Origin of the sequence: Fibrobacter sp. UBA7003 (assembly GCA_002449765.1) — a bacterium.
Classification (GTDB): Bacteria; Fibrobacterota; Fibrobacteria; order Fibrobacterales; family Fibrobacteraceae; genus Fibrobacter.
In genome coordinates, this window is the sequence record DJXN01000004.1 from 190,824 (window position 1) to 207,864 (window position 17,041).

A 17,041-nucleotide genomic window follows, 5' to 3' on the forward strand; every position below is an offset into this window, starting at 1 on the left:
CCATAAAAATACCCGTTACTCAAACAAATTTTTTTCGTTTATCATTGACGAAAAACCGGAACACAAAGCCCAAAACCAGTTGAGGGTTTCATTAAGGAAAACAGCGCTGACTCCATCATCATAAACAAAGTCATAAACCAGGCGCATCCGACCTTCCCCATCTTCCGCCTGATAATAGTAAGCTTTCCCCAAGACTTTACCCGCATTGAATTCGTTGGCGACAACAATCGCAACTGATTCGTCAACCTTCAGGTTGCCACCCCACAAGGCTGAAATTTTCACCATTTTCTTGTCTGGGTAAACATATACGTATCCCTTATAATTTCCATCCGTGACAAACAGATCACCATCCTCATCTATCCGTCCAAGATTTTTACCCGACAACAATTTCAAGATATTTTGAACCGTGACTTCGCTTCCCTTCAATCTCTTGTTTGAGTCAAACGCGACAGCACGATTCCCCGGCTCAACAATAGCAGGCTGACCTCCGCCATATGATGTCGTAGAATGTCCCGATGCGGCAAATACCAATGCAGCAGATATCAACAAAAATATGGCAAACTTTTTCATAGCCTTTCTCCTACTCTGTCAAGAATCCATTTTTAAGAGTGGCATTTAGCATTGGCAGGCACTGTTTCAAATCTTTGAACGAATCTAGCTGGCAAGACGAGCATTTACTGCCGGACTTACCGCAAAATTTCGGGATTCCGCCGCCATATGTCACATACGATTCGAAGTCGTCATCCTGCTGGCAATCACATTTAAGCATAAAACCCTTCTTGAAAACTATCAGGAACTCTTCTGACGCTCCACGAGAGCACATTCCATGTTGAATATTCTGCCATACTGAGAAATCTTTCCGCTCAACAACCGATTCGTAGTAGCCTTGGCCTTCACCGCCAAAGTCTTCGCACTCATCTGCTGCAGAGCCACCTTCGACACAGCGGACGGACATGGCTCCCTTCTTGCTGTAATTGTTCTTGTCGCTCTTTTGCGCCTTGAAGCTAAAGTAGGCATAGTTTCCCTTGTCCTTGCTCGCCGAGCCATCCGTCCAGAAATCGGCGCGGAGGCCTTCGAGTTCGTATTTTCCCTTACTGTTACGGAATCCGGCCGGCTGCACCTGAAGCGTCTTCTGGTAGTCCGCATCGCTCAGGGAATTCCAGTCGCTTTCCGAGGCTATCCTCCATCCGTCCGGGCAGGCGTTCTGAGCCGCATCGAACGTGTAGAGGCGACCGTACAGTTTGCAATTGGACTCGTCGTCATCGTAGCAGAAGCTGTTCTTCGTCTTGAAGTTCAGGTTTTCGGCCAACCACTTCGTGCCCCCTATCTCGACGACCTTGTACATTTGGCCGTCACGGGAATCGGTTAGCGACTCAGCAATTCCGCTCAAAGCCGCCACAAGAACAATCACCGTAACCAAGGGAATTCTTTTCATACCGATTTACTTTTTTAACGTTTTTTCTTTTTAGCCTTGGTCAAGATATCGATAACCTGGTTACGGTACTTCTGCTGTTCCTTAGTTTCCATCGGGAGATCCCTTGCCTTTCTCATCGCCGAATCATCGACAATGGCACCGCCGCTAATTAGCACCTTGATGATATCGATGGGCTTTGCGAATTCCAAGGCGACATTTAAGGGCTTCTCCCACCAAGAATTCGTCGGTTCAGCGTGGAATCCGTTCTTGAGCAACGTAATCAGCACACGGTGATTGTCGTTGTTCCTGACCGCAATCCTGACGAGAAGATTCTTTTCCGCTTCATTGTAGCCCTGCGCCATCCCTGCGCCCAGCAACAGCGAGACAACTTCGGGGCCATTGTTCGCCACGGCGTCCTGCAAGGCATCCCAACCGTTATTTTCGGAGTCGCGGGCATCGATATCGGCCCCTGCTGCCATGAGCATTTTAGCGAAGGCCGGATTTGAATTAAACTTGGCGGCCATCAGGAAGGGAGTCATTCCGCTCTTGGTTTGCGCATTCACAAAAGCGCCCTTCTTGATGAGCACCTGCATGGCCTTGAGGTCCCTACCAAACAACGCCACCGCATGAAGCGGGGTCCAACCGTCGTCACCCTTGACCTCGTTCACATCAGCACCGTCCCTGATAGCATCGAGAACCATCTTTTCGGTCAGATTCGAGTCTGCACAGAAGCCAACAAAATCCCCACGGAAGGGAGCACGTGCACCGGCCTTCTTCAACATATTGATGATATTCGAGTTTTCCTTGTATTGAGCAAACTCAAGAAGCGTAAACCCACCCTCACGAACAACATTCACGTTTGCTTTCGCATTAACAAGGACACGAACCATATCTTCGTCGGAATTGTCCACAGCAGCGGTCAACGGGGTTGAGTCATCACTGCCGCAATTCTGGTTGACGTTCGCCTTTGCCGCTATAAGGGACTTCACGACAGCGGCGTTTCCTTCCTGATATGCCGCAAGGCAAAGCGGATTTGTAATCGTGCCATCGTCACGACGGATTTTTCTGTTCACGTCCGGCTTTTTCTTGAGAAGCAAATCAACTATTTCCTTGTTTTTATAAACAATAGCGAATTCAAGAGCATTGATTTTCCCGCCATTCTTAAGCGTTGCCACATTAGTCTTGGGATCATACCCCGCTTGCAAAAGGGCCTGGACAATGCCCACGTTCCCTTTTTCAATAGCAACCCGCATCGGGTCAAAATGTTCGCCGTTCCAAATTAAGTTGTTCAAATCCACCTTGGCCTTGAGGAATGCCTGTATCACAAAAATCGGAGATTCTGCCCTAATGACGTCCGCAAACACGGACTGAGTCTTATCCATATTAATGTACCCGTTCGGATCCAAGCCTGCCTGCAAAAGCATTACGGCCATCGTATCACCAACCGGGATCTCTTTATTGGACCACACCAAGCCCCAGAGGGGGACTGCCGCATAGGCCACATCATTAGGATTGACCCCCGTCTCAAGGATGTCCTTCAGTTTGTCCGTGGATCCTTGAGAGATAATGACATCCGACAATACAGATATCTGAGACTTGCCTCGTGGCTTAAAAAAGGCAAGCGCAGGCTTGGCTCCCGCCGCAAGCAAGGTTTTCACGACATTCTGCCTATTCGTAACTCCAAATGCATATCCAAGAGGCATGGCACCGTCCAACGCAATATCATTGACCAAAGCACCCTTCTCGATTAGCTGCCGGATGATTTCATCCTGATTTTGGGCAAGGTCGGAGTTCAGTTCCGCCTCGTCGCTGCCTTCTTCAGCATCCAAATACTCATGTTGCAAAGCATAGTGCATAATGCCGCGTCCGCGATGATCCCACCTCTTGACGTCGGCACCTTGCGAGAGCAAATAGTTAAATGCCTTGAGGTCACATTCCTTCGCGGCCATCATCAGGAGTGTCGCTCCTTCGGCATTCCTGATGTTGTCGATTTTTTTGTCTTTCAACATTTCGCCGCACTTGTCCATGTTAGAACGATTGAAGCAGGCCTTCGTAAACTCCTCGAAGTTCTTCTCGAGCTTCGCGGGCACAAAGTCCTTGCATTCACCGTCCTTTGCAATGAACTGAGGAAAGCGATTCTTTTCCTCATCGAAACAGCTGATGAAGGCGTCCAGCTGGGGTTCAAACAAGCCACTCTTGGGCTGCTTGTCTTCCGCAACCGCCTCCTTAAACAATTTCAAGCACTTATGGTGCTGCTTGAGCCATTCACCGCGTTGAGCCGCACAATCTTGAGCAAAAGCGTGCGAGGCGAAGGCCGCGACAAGCACAACGGCAAAATGTCGAAAGCGCATTTTTATTCCCCTTGCTTTTCGTTGTCCTGAGAATCTTTAACAAGCGCCTTTTCCAAACGCTTCAACGAACGCTGGAGCGAGAAGAGGGCCAGGGCGATGATAATGATGAGAATCGCGAGGAATCCATCTTTGACATATTCCTTGCCCTTCGGGACAAGTTCTTTCTGCGATTCGGCACGTTCGTTGGCTTCACGCAGAGCCTCTTCCCTCTCCGCATTGTAGTCGCGGAGAAGCCTGTAGTTTTCGGCCACACGCTCGTTCGTTTCTGCAAGGAACGCTTCGTAGAAACAAGTCATGTTGTAGTAGAAGTCCGAACCTACATGCAGCTGAGTCATGGAAAGGAACTTATCCGTAGCCTTGTGCCATTCGTCCCTTGCATAGCCATTGACCTTGTAGGCAGGATTGGCCTTGAATTCCTTCTTGAATTCCTTGTATTCAGGCATGCCGACCTTGAAGATCATGGCAAACTGTTCATAGCCAGCATCACCCGCGATCAGTTCTGCGCCAAACTTTGCATAGGTTTCGTCGCTCACATAGTAGAGGTTCAAGAAATCCTTGTATGCAGAGCGGGCCGTCCTGAACGTCTTGAGACGGTCCTGCCCCGGAGCAAGTTTCACGAGCCTGAGCAACTTGTCAAATATCGGGCGACCCGTTTCGGCATTCTTGAGCATGAAATCGGCGAACTGGTCGAAGAGCTTATCCACATCCATGGTAATGGATGCATCCGCAGCGTTTCCAATAATACCATCGATAGTTTCCCAAAGGGTCCAGAGTTCCTCGACTTCAGCCACGCCTTCGAGCCAATTCAAGGAGGTTTTCAAGATAGCGGGGCGGACCGCGACCTGGTAGCGCATCAGGCGGTCTGCCAAATTGTCCGCAGTCACCTGCTGGCTCACACTGTCAAACGGATAAATTCTCTGCAGCTTGGCATGAATCTCGGCACCAGCCTTGGTGTCGATCTGGCCACTGACATAGCAGCGGGAAGGATAAATCCAATCACCGAAATCACCGTATTCGTAGTGACCTTCGCTATGTTCGCATATCAGCTTCTTGCCGGGACGGGTGAGCTTCACGGAAGGCATGGCCTCCTGGAGCTTTGCAAGAGAGACATCCGGCGGCAGGGCCTCGGACTCTTCATCGCCTTCGCGAGAAACAACACGGCGAGCAGCCGGCTTTCTGGCACCCGAGGTCCTTGCAGGTTTCATATTCTGAGCACATTCCTGAACCTGCTGTGCTGTCACTTCCTGCTGTTCAACCATCTTGGGCGCAGACACGCTACGCTTGATAACCGGAGTCAGGCCCCAAATAACCATAATTACGCCCACAATGCAGACGATTATGGCAACCGCCGTGCCGACATGCCCCACAATATGGGTTGCCGGGAAATCGTACTTTTCCTCGATCTGGGTCAGGCGGTCCGTGCTCTTGGGCTTCAGGTTCAACCATTTTTGGTTAATCTTGCCAAAGAAACGGCAGATAGCTGCAACGAATTTATTGTTTTTCATAGGTCATCCTTTATTAACATATCTTTTCAAAAAAGATAAAAAGAAATTTACAAAAACGCGTCAACGAAAAAAAAAAAGGCAACATTTCGTTGTTATTCTCTCATTTTTACGAACAACCAGCCCGTCAAAATCCATCAAAACGTCATTTTTTGCACCTTATCAGCAGATTTTGACCTTCATGGACTACGACATCCTCCTTTTATAATATATATTGCGGACGAGGAGAATTATGTTTAGAGCCTTATTTATTTTATTGGCCACGGCAGCATTTTGCTACGCCCAAGCAGGCGCAAGCGTCGAAGTTCCACCATCCATTTTCACATCCGATTCCCTGGAAGCGGAAAGATTGGCCCTAGAAACCCGAACAGATTTCAACGAGCACTACCGTAACCTGATCGAGCAAGAGAAGAAGGATATCAGCCACAAGACAAATCTCGCCATTCTTGGCGGAATGCTAATTGGCGGCGGCGGGGTCCTTACCGCCATGTACGCCAAAGACGGATTCGATTCCGATGGCCAGGAATCGCTCAAAGAGGCGCTAAGAACGGAACTTTTCATCGTTTCTATAGGTTTAACAGCCGTCGGAGTTGTGGGCCTCAGTTACAACCTATACGCGCTTTTCAACAAGGACGGACTCTACAATCAGTTGGAATCATACAAAAAAGCGCACGAAATCTACAAGCGCAGGCGCGACGAACAACATAACGGCACAAAGCTCGCCCTCGCACCAACGTTCAACATAGCCAACTCCGCGGCGGGGATGAACATGCTAATCCTTTTTTAAAAAAGATTTCATTTATCTCCATGCTTTGCGACTTTATTATTTTTAGGCAAAAGGTCGCTTTATGAAAAAAACATTCGCATTTTTGTTTGTTGTCGCAATCGTCTGCTTCGCGCAGGACCGCCACCAGATGGGCAGCAACTATTACGCCTACCCCACTCCTACGGCCAAGTATACCAAGGCACCCGCCGGCTACAAGCCGTTTTACCTGAGCCACTACGGCAGACACGGCAGTCGCTTTCACCAGCCCGCCGACCATTACCACACCCTGTATAACACACTCGCCAAGGCGGATTCCTTAGGCAAGCTCACGGACCTCGGCAAGAGTTTGCTTGAACGAGCCAAGTACCTGGACGAATATGCCTCCCCGCGTGCAGGCGACTTGACCCAGCTCGGCGTGGCCCAGCATCAGGGAATCGCAAAGCGCATGGTCAAGAACTTCCCTGAAGTTTTCAAGAATAACGCCTATGTAGAAGCCTACGCCAGCACCAGCGTACGCTGCGTCGTGAGCATGGCAGCATTCCTCGAAGAACTGCATGCGCTAAAGCCCAAGGTCGAAATTCACCAGGAATCGGGCAAGTACCTGATGAGTTTCATCAGCCCGCTCGACTTCGGGAAAATCATCGGTGAATCGAACACCCCCACCTGGCAAAAAGAAAACGAAAAACTCTACAGCCACGTGAATCCGACTCGCATGATGCGAACGATTTTCAATGATTCCAACTACATCCAGAAGAATGTAGACGCAGGCGACCTTTTCAGCAAGATTTATGAAATCGGCAACAGCCTGCAAGGTAGCCCCGAAATCGAATTCAACTTTGACGACCTGTGGACCGAAGAAGACCTTGCCGCTCGCTGGCATGCACAGAACGCCTGGTGGTACAGCGTTCTCGGCAACAATCCATTCGCCCAAAAACAGGGGCTCGACAACGCCCGCCCGCTCTTGAAAAACGTTCTGGATGAAGCCGACAAGGTGATTGCTGCCGACACAGCCAAAACAGACAAAACCGCAGGTAAGAAGCCCGCGAAAAAGACCACAGCGACGCTCCGCTTCGGCCACGATACGGTGATTTTCCCGTTTGCAGTGCTTTTACAGCTAGAAAACGGCACGCAGAACACCGGCATCGAAACCGCAGACATGGAAAACCTGCACAAGGTCTGGCGCGACTATGAAATCAGCCCGATGGCCGCCAACATACAGCTCGTATTCTACAAGTCCAGCAAGAAGGGCGCCCCGATTTTAGTGAAAGTGATGCTCAACGAAATCGAGCAGAAACTGCCCGTGACATGCGATACAGCAACAGTAAAGAACTGCCCCGCCACCCCGTATTACCGCTGGGATGACGTCAAGGAATTTTACGGCAAGATTGCAACGGGCAAATAACCTGCGACTGCCTGTATAAAGGAAAATCCCTCGCATCGGCGAGGGACTTTTTATGTTTAATGTTTCTGTTGTACTTGGTCTTGTCGCGGACGATTCTTGTCCGTAACGTGGCTCCGTTCTGGGAGCCGTCTATGCGTAGCGTTCGCATTCTTGCGCTTTCCGTTGCGGCATCAGCAACCTTGCCCGCTGCTTTCGCTCTGTTTTTAGCCATAGGGGCCTCCTTGAGGGGGAAATATAAATTATTTTTTAGGACATGCAAAGGATTGATATGAAAAAAGCATATTGCGTTCTGTTTTCCGCCCTACTGATGGTCGCCTGCGGCGACGACAATTCATCGTCTGCAGATGACCAAGAACTTTCGTCTTCTTCAGAAGAAGTTGCTATCGAATCATCTTCGGACGAAAAAATCGTTAGTTCGTCTTCTGAAAAAAAGGAAGAACAGAATTCTTCTTCAAGCGTTCAAGAAGCAAATTCTTCTAGCGACAAGGGGGAATCTTTGCCTTCGGATGACGGCTGGATTACCACAATAAGCATCGACCATTTTTCTTTCTTTGATGAAGAACATCTCAGGTACTATTTCCTCGAAGAGGAATGCGATTACGATTCCGCCACAAATTCTTTCAAATGGATAGCGGAAGACTACACGGGCGTTTTTGACAGGTACGACGTGTCGCCAACTATGTTCCAATCCGAATATGGCGGAGACTCGCTTAGATATATGATAGACCATTCCTTCGGATTCAAGATGTCTAATGACACTCTATACGAATGCGATTACATCGGAGACTCCTGCGAAACCATAGAAACCGCAACCGTATACGTCGGTACTTCCAAATCCATTTTTTCAACATGGGAATGTGTCGGCAGAATCTATCATGGAATATATGCTGAGATTCCTTCCAACTATAAAATCACCCTTACACTGACTCCTAAGCAGAGAAGCATAACAACCCGCAGCAAAATCACAGGATCAAGCTACACACCCGAACCACGACAATATTGCGGCGTCATCTATGATTTATTTAATGACGAACAAAAAGAGGAATCCTGCAATAATCAACTTCAAAAAGTCCAGGAACTTCCTACCGACACAGTCTTTATAAGCAAAGACTTGTGGATTGTCGCCAAGGATTTAAATAAGGCCGACATTTCCGTAAACAACCAAATCTTCGAGGTTTCATTCAACCACACATTAGAGATGGCCCCCACGCAAATTTCAACATTCACTAATCAAATAACCTTTCAAGGAATCACCTGCGCCTGGTGGCAAAGAAATGTCGAAATAACGCAAGAGTACTGCGAAAACGGCGACCACAGCCAAGATTTCGTCGAAAGCGAATACAGCAACATCCATCGAACATTCATCAAACAACTTCAAGGATCCAGCGACAACGAGAAAGAATTCGATGAATGCATCAAGCAATTTAATTTGAAATAAAAATTGAGTCTTGATTTAACGCAAAATATCCGCCGTCATGGTTTCAAACGCCTGCTGCTTGCAGTTTCGGGCGGGTTGGATTCCATTTGCCTGGCGCATTATTTCATTGTTAACCGCGAAGTACTCGGCATTGAATGGCTCGGAATTGCACATGTGCATCACGGGCTGCGCGAAGGAACAGCTGACCGCGACGCCGCTTTTGTCGAGACGTTCGCGCGCAAGTATAACGTTCCGTTTTTCTTGAAAAAGTTGGATGGCGAAGCGTTAAAAAGTGCCGAAAGTTCGCTCGAAGAAAACGCACGGGACGCAAGGTATAAGGCGCTGGTCGAGATTGTAAATGAAATTGGAGATTCCCGCCTGCGCGGAAATGACAATAAAGGCATCATCGTCACGGCGCACCATGCGGGCGACCAGGCGGAAACGATGTACATGCGCCTCCGCCGCGGCACGACACTCGCCGGATTGCGGGGAATCCAATCGCTGCGGGCGTTAGACTCTATTGGACACGGCACATTTCACACTACACACCTCATCTACCGTCCTTTCCTTAACGTGACGCGCGAGGAACTGCTCGCCTACACCCGCGAGAACAATCTCACCTGGTGCGAAGACGAGAGCAATGCCGACGTGAAATTCGCCCGCAACAAGGTGCGGCATGAACTATTGCCCCTGCTGGAACGGGAATGCCCCGGCGCGACAGCACAACTCTGCCGGATTGCGGAGCTTGCAGACCGGGCGTACAAGAAGGTGATGAAGAAATGCTATACTCTTTTCACCATCGCTCTTTGCAAGGAGCCTCTTGTAAAGGAGATCCCCACCTTGGTGGCCATGCGCACTAAACAACAAGTTGTTAAGTGCTGTCCGCCCGCCTACGCGGGGATGACAAGTAAGGAAGCCGGGATTGTTCAGTGCATTACCCTGGACAAGAAAAAGTTCCATAAAATTCTGCGTGAACACGCGGACGCGGACCTCTCGGAAATGTTCCGCCTGTGGCTCGCCGAACAAGGTTTCCGCTTCCCCATCGGGTTCTTCTACGGCCCGAAAGAGCCCGCTCACGTCAAAATTCCGCACCGGGCGGCCTACCGCAGGCGTTCTATCGTTAAAATCGGCCATACCATCAAGATTTGCGAATTTCGCACCCCCGAGGAAGCCCAGAAATTTGTATCTTGCGAGATGAAAGAAAAAGGATTATAATGAGCCAAACCAAGAAGCCCGCCTCCCCGTTCAAGAATCGGAACTTTATCATTGTTCTTATTATACTTGTCATGCTGTTCGTGATGTTCCCGCTTACCGGGCAGGACAAGGAACAAAACCTGACACGCACTGAATTCTTGGCCATGATGGGAGATTCCACCAAGGTCATTACCGAACTTTCGCTGCAGAAGACTCCCGACGGCATCATCATCGAGGGTGCCTACAAGCTCACTCCCGAAGAGATTGCCGAAGCGAACAAGAACAGGAGTCCCATCGCACGCTTCACGCGTTCCGACAATGCGGGTGACACCAAGCACTTCACGAGCCACATGCTCGAAATTTCCAACGATCAGATTACCGCCTGGGAAATGTTCAAGGGCGTGAAGGTGAAGGTCATCCACGAATCGACCACGTGGCTCGACACCATCATGGCGTTCCTCCCGGTCATTATCCTCATCGCGTTCTTCTGGATAATGACGAGCCGCCAGATGGGCGGTGGCGGCAAGAACCCGTTCAGCTTTGGCAAGAGCCAGGCAAAGATTATCGGTAACGACCCGAAGAAGAAGACCACGTTCAACGACGTGGCGGGTTGCGACGAGGCAAAGCAGGACTTGCAGGAACTCGTGGAGTTCTTGAAGGACCCGAAAAAATACGACGAACTCGGCGGACGAATCCCGAAGGGGGCTCTGCTCGTCGGGCCTCCGGGTACCGGCAAGACTCTCCTCGCACGCGCAGTCGCGGGCGAAGCGGGAGTGCCGTTCTTCAGCATGTCGGGTTCGGACTTCGTGGAAATGTTCGTGGGCGTAGGTGCTAGCCGCGTGCGCGACCTCTTTGAAACCGGCAAGAAGAACGCTCCGTGTATATTGTTTATCGACGAAATCGATGCCGTAGGTCGCCAGCGTGGCGCAGGCCTCGGCGGCGGGCACGACGAACGCGAACAGACATTGAACCAGTTGCTCGTGGAAATGGACGGCTTCGCTGCAAACGAAGGCGTCATCCTGATTGCAGCCACCAACCGCCCCGACGTGCTCGACAAGGCGCTGCTCCGTCCGGGACGCTTTGACCGCCAGATCGTGGTGGGCCTCCCCGACCTCAAGGGCCGCGAAGAAATCCTGAAGGTGCACCTGAAGAAGCGCAAGGTACCTCTCGACAAGGACGTGGATGTATCGGCCATCGCGAAGGGAACGCCGGGACTTGCCGGTGCAGACCTCGAGAACCTCGTGAACGAGGCCGCCCTGCTCGCCGCGCGGTTCAACAACAAGAAGGTGACGATGCTCGACTTCGAGGAAGCCCGCGACAAACTCAGCATGGGTGCCGAGCGCCGCACGCTCCTGATGACCGACGAAGAGAAGCGCCACACCGCCTACCACGAAGCGGGCCACGCCCTCATGACGCTCCTGTGCAAGCACAGCGACCCGCTCCACAAGATTACGATTATCCCGCGCGGCCGTGCTCTCGGCGTCACGATGAGCCTCCCGGAACGCGACCAGGTGAGTTACAGCCGCGAGTACGCCGAAGAACGCATCATGATCATGATGTCGGGCCGCCTTGCAGAACTCATATTCTTCAACCACCAGAGCACGGGTGCAAGCAACGACATCCAGCGCGCCACCGAACTTGCACGCAAGATGGTCACGGAATGGGGCTTCGACGACGAAATCGGGCCGGTATGCTACAGCCGCACCGACGGCGAAGTGTTCCTGGGCCGCGAAATAAGCAAACCGAAGGAAATGTCCGAGATGATGGCCGAGAAGATCGACAACGCGGTCAACAGCCTCATCAAGCGTCTGGATGCTGCCGCACGCAAGCTCATCGAAGAGCACAAGGACAAGCTTATCGACCTCGCCGAAGCACTGTTCGAGTTTGAAGTGCTCGACCGCGAAGAAATCGACAAGGTCATGGCGGGCGAAAAGCTCACCGGCACCAAGAAGAGCCGCCAGTACCAGGCTCTCGAAGAGATGGCCGAAAAGAAGAAGCGCGAAGAGACGCCCCCGCCCGACCCGGGAAAGCAGCCGCCGGTAGCCCCGGTCGCCGATGCACCCGTTGCAGAAATCAAGCCCGCCCCCGCTGGCGGTACGACTCCGGCAAGCGACGGCGAAGCTCATTCAACTACAGTCGAACCGCACGAACAGGAAAACTCGTAGATGCTGAAGCCTGTCCTGGAACAAAGTCGCGCCCTCCCCTGGAAAGTCGGGAACAAGGTCATCCCCTGTTCTACACCTCTCGTGATGGGAATCGTGAACGTGACTCCGGACAGTTTCTTTGACGGCGGCAAGCACAACTCGCCCGAGGCAGCCTACGAGCATGCGGTATCGCTCCTGCAGCAGGGCGCAGACATTCTCGATATCGGTGGCGAAAGCAGCAGGCCCGGAAGCGCACCCGTAAGCGAGCAGGAAGAAATGGACCGCGTGTGCCCCGTCGTGGAAGCGCTCGCACAGCTTGCAAACATTTCGGGAGACCTCGACAATCCGGGTTCCCGCGAATTCTACATCTCGGTCGATACCGTAAAGTCGCGTGTCGCGCGCGAATGCATGAAACTCGGAGCGCACATCATAAACGACATCAGCGCCTGCGCGATGGACCCCGAAATGGCGGGCGTCGCCGCAAGCACCGGCGCAAGCGTGGTCCTCAACCACATGCGCGGAAACTTCGGCACCATGCAGCAGGATTTCAAGCCCTATGCGAACGTGGTCGCAGAGGTGCGCGAGGAGCTCTTGTCTCGCGCGGAAGCCCTCATCAAGGCAGGCGTCGAGAAGTCCAAAATTTGCATCGACCCCGGCATCGGATTCGGGAAGACCGCTCAGGACAATATCGACCTGATGAAATCCACCGAAGAATTCCTTGCGGAAGGCTACCCCATCCTCGTGGGAACTTCTCGAAAGTCCTATATCGGGAAGATTGCGGGCCTCGAAAAGAGCGACAGGCTCATTCCCACCGTCACTGCAGGCATTATCGCCGTCCTCGGTGGAGCATCCGTACTCCGCGTTCACGACGTGCGGGAGACAAAAGAATCTATACTTTACCTGGAGGCGCTGAAGACCCATGGTACTGTTTAAACTTTTTGACGTCATCGACGTGAGAATGGCCGACATCCTGGACATTCTGCTCGTTTCCATCATCCTTTACTACGTGTTCCTGCTGTTCCGCGGCACTCGTGCCGTACAGATGATTGTAGGCGGCCTCCTGCTCATTGGCGCATGGCTCATCGCCCAGTGGTGGGAACTGCGAAGCATCTCCTGGATGCTCAGCAACCTCACGAGCATCGGCATTATCGCCCTCGTCATCCTCTTCCAGCCAGAAATTCGAAGTGCCCTTACGCGAATCGGCCAGACCATCAGCCGAGCCGACTTACGCCAGCTTTTCTTCCATTCCAGCGGCCTCGACGACGTAACGGAATCCATCACCAACGCCGTGCAGGACCTCGCGAAGAACCATGTGGGCGCGCTCATCGTGCTCGAAAAGCGCGTGGGCCTTCGCAACTACGAGGAGACCGGAGAAATTTTGAACGCACGAATCAGTTCGCGACTGCTTCGAGCACTGTTCTTTCCGAATTCGGCCCTCCATGACGGTGCCGTGCTCCTGAACAGCCATAGCATCGTCGCGGCAGGATGCATTTTGCCGATGCCAACCGGAAACGTAGAAGGCGATGCGGGCTACGGCATGCGCCACCGTGCAGCCAAGGCGCTCGCCGCAGAATGCGACGCCATGGTGATTGTCGTTTCCGAAGAGACGGGCGGCATTTCTATTGCCTACCGCAACAGCCTGCGCCGCAAGCTTTCCATCAAGGAACTTGAAGCCGAAATCAAGCGCCACTGGGCCGAACTCTTCCACGAAGAAATTGCCGTGCCCGAAAAAGTGGAAATCGAAGAATAGCCACCTCAAACAAGTTTAAGAACCGCCATGACAGAGAATACGCCGAACGAACAGCAAGATCTAGAAAAAGACGAAACCCTCGATGCCAAGGCCAAGAAGCGCAAGAAGAAGAACATTGTCGTTCTTGTCATCATGTTCCTTTTGCTGCTTTGCCTCTTTATTGTGCAGTGTCAGCTCGACAGGATCAAGCAGGAAGCCCTGCAGAAGCAACAGCAAACCGAGCTCGAAGCCAGGCAGAACTACATTCTCGACAGTCTGCGTCGCATGGAAAAGGCCAAGATGGACAGCCTAGCCAGCGCAGAAGAAGCCCGCATTGCCGACAGCCTCCGAGCAGCAGATAGCGCACGCGTAGCAGATTCCATCCGCGTTGCCGATTCGCTCGCGAACCTGAAACCGGAAATCAACAAGGATAGCCTTCGCCATGTGCGCGACAGCGTGAAGCACGTGCGCGACAGCATCCGCGCCGTGAACGATTCGCTTCAGAAAGTGGAACAGGCGCGCAACGACAGCATAGCCAAGGCCGAAAAGGCCCGGCTCGACTCACTTGAAAAGAAGCGCGTGCAGGACAGCATCCGTTCCTCGGACAAGACACCCCCGTCCGCCGAAATCACGCCGCCTGCCGGCCGCTACTACGACCCCATCAAGCTGAAGGTAAAATGCGACGAAATCAAGTGCAAGACATTCCTTTCGATTGGCGACACTATGAATCCGGTCGAGGCAGGCAAGGCCGTTGAATACAACAAGACCGGAAGCGTTTTCTACCTCGCCGAGGATTCCGTCGGCAACCGCAGCAAGTGGGAAGAGGCCAAATACGACATGGCATCGGACAACGTGTGCGGCAAGAACGCCTACCCCGTCCCCGTCGGCGGGAAGACGGTCTGCGTGGACGCCTACGAATACCCGAACGAACCTGATGCCGTCCCGCGTGACATGGTGAACCAGGAACAGGCGGTAGAGCTCTGCAAGCAAGCCGGCAAGCACCTCTGCAGCATCGACGAATGGCAGGCGGCGTGCCGCGGCAAGGACAAAGGACGCTACTCCTACGGCGACAGCTACCGTCAGAACAAGTGCAATACAAACACCAAGGCCGTGAAGCGCAGCGGACGCAAGGAACAGTGCCGCAGCTGGTACGGCATGTACGATATGAACGGGAACCTCTGGGAATGGACTTCCACCACAAGCAAGGACCATCCGAACATGTTCCTCGTGGCGGGCGGCGCATGGAACACGAACAACGAAAGCAAGTGCACCGACAGCAAGTTCAGCTTCTACCCGCAGAACCAATACCCGAGCGTCGGATTCCGCTGCTGCAGATAGAGGTAAATATAGTCGGGCAAACAAGTTTGCCCCCCCGCACAAGTCTTTGACTTGTGCGTTAATGAATGCAGTTCTCGGGCGATGGAATATTTAATCGATCAATTCCACGTGCAGGTGTTCGGCTTCGCCTTTTTCCCAGAGAACGCGGGCTCGACCGGCAAGGCGCTTCTGCGCTATTTCGATAACGGACTTACGTTCTTCGAGAAGCAGTCCCTTCAAGCGAAAGTCGAGAGCCTTGTTCTCATAATGTTTGGAATTGCGGACGTGGTAAGGATAATCGTTTCCGCTTGTTATGACGGGCACATATTCGAAACCCATCACCTCATGAAATGCGTTCACGATTTCAAGGCCCACGGAATCCATCGCTGGCTCCAGGCTTTCGAGGTACACCCCCTGTTTTTGTCGAGTCCGCTTGAGCAAAAGTCTATGGACCCCTCCCTGCGAAAAGGGCTTATGCGACATTTTCAACTGCCGTAGATACTCTTCCGCATCAAAAACAACCTCCGTTTCCGGTTTGGGCTCGAACTTCTGAACAGGGCGATCATTTGTCCTAATAAGCAGATAGACTCCCAAAAGTAGGAGTATTGCCAAAAAAGGAGCTGCGAAGGTCACATATTTCATCGTTCTCTTTAAAAATAACTATTTTGAGAGACATGAAAAAGATTATTTCCATCGCACTTTTCTCCCTCCTCGCCCTCTCCTTTAGCGGATGCCAAAAGGATGAAGGTCAGTTCGTCGGATGCTGGCTTGGCGAAGCCAACATGATTTTCGAAGTCATCCCGAACGAAGGCAACAACTACATCATCCGCAACATCAACGGCGACCTCGACGCCTCCTATAAGGACGGAGCCATTCGCGGCAAGAATTCCTACGACATGGAATACCTGATGAGGGTCAAGGGCGATTCTGCCTTCTACGAATTCGGTGGTGTCACAACCGGATACAAGAGGATTTCCAAGGACGAATACAACAGGATTTTCGAATCCCTGAAGAAGTAGTCCTATTTTCCTTCCATTGTTTCGCGGACAACCTGTTCGAGCGCCTTCGCGTTCGGCACTCCGCTCCAGACACCCTTGATGTAGCCTTCGCCGTCGAGCAGCATGAGCGTCGGTACGGCGCGGATTCCGTAGCGGCGCCAAAAGTCCTTGGTCGCATCGCGATATAGCGGATAAGGAGAACGATGCTGACGTTCATAGAACGCGTTGAGCGTCGAAAGGGGTTCGTCGGCAATTCCAATGACCTCAAGCCCCTGGTTGCCGAGCTTGTTGTAAAGATTTTCGAGAATCGGGAGGGTCTGGCGGCATGGTCCGCACCAGGTCGCCCAAAAATCGAGAAGCGTCGCCTTGGGTTTTACCTTGCGCTTTTCGCCGTTCTGGTAGAAGTTCTTGCCGAATTCCGCCATCTTGCTCCCGATGGCAGAACCCGTGAGACTGCTGATGTCATCGGGACGGTCGGTGAGCTTCACCTTGAGATTTTTCTTCTTGCCATCGCGAAGTATTTCGACAGCGACAACTGCTCCCGCCTTCGAAGACGAAATGACGGAGGTTATCTGCGACATGTCGGTAAGCGGCTTGCCCGCAAAACCGATGACCTTGTCGCCTGCGACAATGCCTGCGGCCACGCAGCCAGAACCAGGATGTACGCCTTTCACATCGAGCGCGAGGTGGTTTTCAAATTCGACCTTCTTGAAGATGAGGCCGAGCCACGGTCCCGCAAACGAAGGCGCAACAGCAAACAGTAGTGAAAACAACAACGTGCGCTTCAAATTATTCATCATTTCATTT

General features: G+C 52.0%; 15 protein-coding genes. 9 read left to right on the top strand and 6 right to left on the bottom strand.

Annotated elements, in window-relative coordinates; all coding sequences use genetic code 11:
• Positions 1 to 15: 15 nt before the first annotated feature.
• From B2952_RS03325 to B2952_RS03340, 4 genes are read right to left on the bottom strand one after another with little or no spacing between them, the layout of a single operon-like run.
• The gene (locus B2952_RS03325; RefSeq protein ID WP_290731484.1) at positions 16 to 570 is read right to left on the bottom strand and encodes a YbjN domain-containing protein; all 555 of its coding nucleotides are present in this window, start codon (positions 568 to 570) and stop codon (positions 16 to 18) included.
• Between the two features lie 10 nt (positions 571 to 580).
• Positions 581 to 1,435: an FISUMP domain-containing protein gene (locus B2952_RS03330; RefSeq protein ID WP_290731481.1), complete on the bottom strand. Its 855-nt coding sequence runs from the start codon at positions 1,433 to 1,435 to the stop codon at positions 581 to 583.
• A 14-nt stretch (positions 1,436 to 1,449) separates the two neighbouring features.
• Entirely contained in the window at positions 1,450 to 3,765 is a 2,316-nt protein-coding gene (locus B2952_RS03335) for an ankyrin repeat domain-containing protein (RefSeq protein ID WP_290731478.1), read from the bottom strand.
• Between the two features lie 2 nt (positions 3,766 to 3,767).
• On the bottom strand, positions 3,768 to 5,270 hold the full coding sequence (locus B2952_RS03340) for a hypothetical protein (protein WP_290731475.1): 1,503 nt from the start codon (positions 5,268 to 5,270) through the stop codon (positions 3,768 to 3,770).
• Between the two features lie 229 nt (positions 5,271 to 5,499).
• On the opposite strand from B2952_RS03340, the gene B2952_RS03345 reads away from it, so the two are divergent.
• From B2952_RS03345 to B2952_RS03380, 8 genes are all read left to right on the top strand, one after another.
• Positions 5,500 to 6,054: a hypothetical protein gene (locus B2952_RS03345; protein WP_290733800.1), complete on the top strand. Its 555-nt coding sequence runs from the start codon at positions 5,500 to 5,502 to the stop codon at positions 6,052 to 6,054.
• 61 nt (positions 6,055 to 6,115) lie between these two features.
• The gene (locus B2952_RS03350) at positions 6,116 to 7,435 is read left to right on the top strand and encodes a histidine-type phosphatase (protein ID WP_290733798.1); all 1,320 of its coding nucleotides are present in this window, start codon (positions 6,116 to 6,118) and stop codon (positions 7,433 to 7,435) included.
• A gap of 253 nt (positions 7,436 to 7,688) precedes the next feature.
• Positions 7,689 to 8,873 (top strand): hypothetical protein, encoded by a 1,185-nt coding sequence (locus B2952_RS03355; protein WP_290731466.1) that lies wholly within the window; start codon positions 7,689 to 7,691, stop codon positions 8,871 to 8,873.
• A 3-nt stretch (positions 8,874 to 8,876) separates the two neighbouring features.
• A complete protein-coding gene (tilS, locus tag B2952_RS03360) occupies positions 8,877 to 10,067 on the top strand; it encodes a tRNA lysidine(34) synthetase TilS (RefSeq protein ID WP_290733796.1) in 1,191 nt (396 codons plus the stop codon).
• Complete coding sequence (ftsH, locus tag B2952_RS03365; protein ID WP_290731459.1) at positions 10,067 to 12,211, top strand: ATP-dependent zinc metalloprotease FtsH; 2,145 nt, start codon at positions 10,067 to 10,069, stop codon at positions 12,209 to 12,211. Before tilS ends, ftsH begins: the two co-directional genes overlap by 1 nt.
• A complete protein-coding gene (folP, locus tag B2952_RS03370; protein WP_290733794.1) occupies positions 12,212 to 13,123 on the top strand; it encodes a dihydropteroate synthase in 912 nt (303 codons plus the stop codon).
• Positions 13,110 to 13,940: a diadenylate cyclase CdaA gene (cdaA, locus tag B2952_RS03375; RefSeq protein ID WP_173365355.1), complete on the top strand. Its 831-nt coding sequence runs from the start codon at positions 13,110 to 13,112 to the stop codon at positions 13,938 to 13,940. The genes folP and cdaA overlap by 14 nt, the downstream gene beginning before the upstream one ends.
• 27 nt (positions 13,941 to 13,967) lie before the next feature.
• The gene (locus B2952_RS03380; protein WP_290733792.1) at positions 13,968 to 15,257 is read left to right on the top strand and encodes a formylglycine-generating enzyme family protein; all 1,290 of its coding nucleotides are present in this window, start codon (positions 13,968 to 13,970) and stop codon (positions 15,255 to 15,257) included.
• Positions 15,258 to 15,347: 90 nt separating this feature from the next.
• Here the strand turns inward: B2952_RS03380 and B2952_RS03385 are convergent, their stop codons facing one another.
• Positions 15,348 to 15,620 carry a hypothetical protein gene (locus tag B2952_RS03385; protein WP_173382611.1) on the bottom strand — a complete coding sequence of 91 codons (273 nt, stop codon included), beginning with the start codon at positions 15,618 to 15,620 and terminating at the stop codon, positions 15,348 to 15,350.
• Positions 15,621 to 15,910: 290 nt separating this feature from the next.
• Here B2952_RS03385 and B2952_RS03390 point away from each other — a divergent pair, with 290 nt between their 5' ends.
• Positions 15,911 to 16,255, top strand: a complete 345-nt coding sequence (locus B2952_RS03390; protein ID WP_173382612.1) for a hypothetical protein — start codon at positions 15,911 to 15,913, stop codon at positions 16,253 to 16,255.
• 2 nt (positions 16,256 to 16,257) lie between these two features.
• Here B2952_RS03390 and B2952_RS03395 read toward each other — a convergent pair whose 3' ends face one another.
• The gene (locus B2952_RS03395; protein ID WP_290723875.1) at positions 16,258 to 17,034 is read right to left on the bottom strand and encodes a redoxin domain-containing protein; all 777 of its coding nucleotides are present in this window, start codon (positions 17,032 to 17,034) and stop codon (positions 16,258 to 16,260) included.
• Positions 17,035 to 17,041 lie beyond the last annotated feature (7 nt).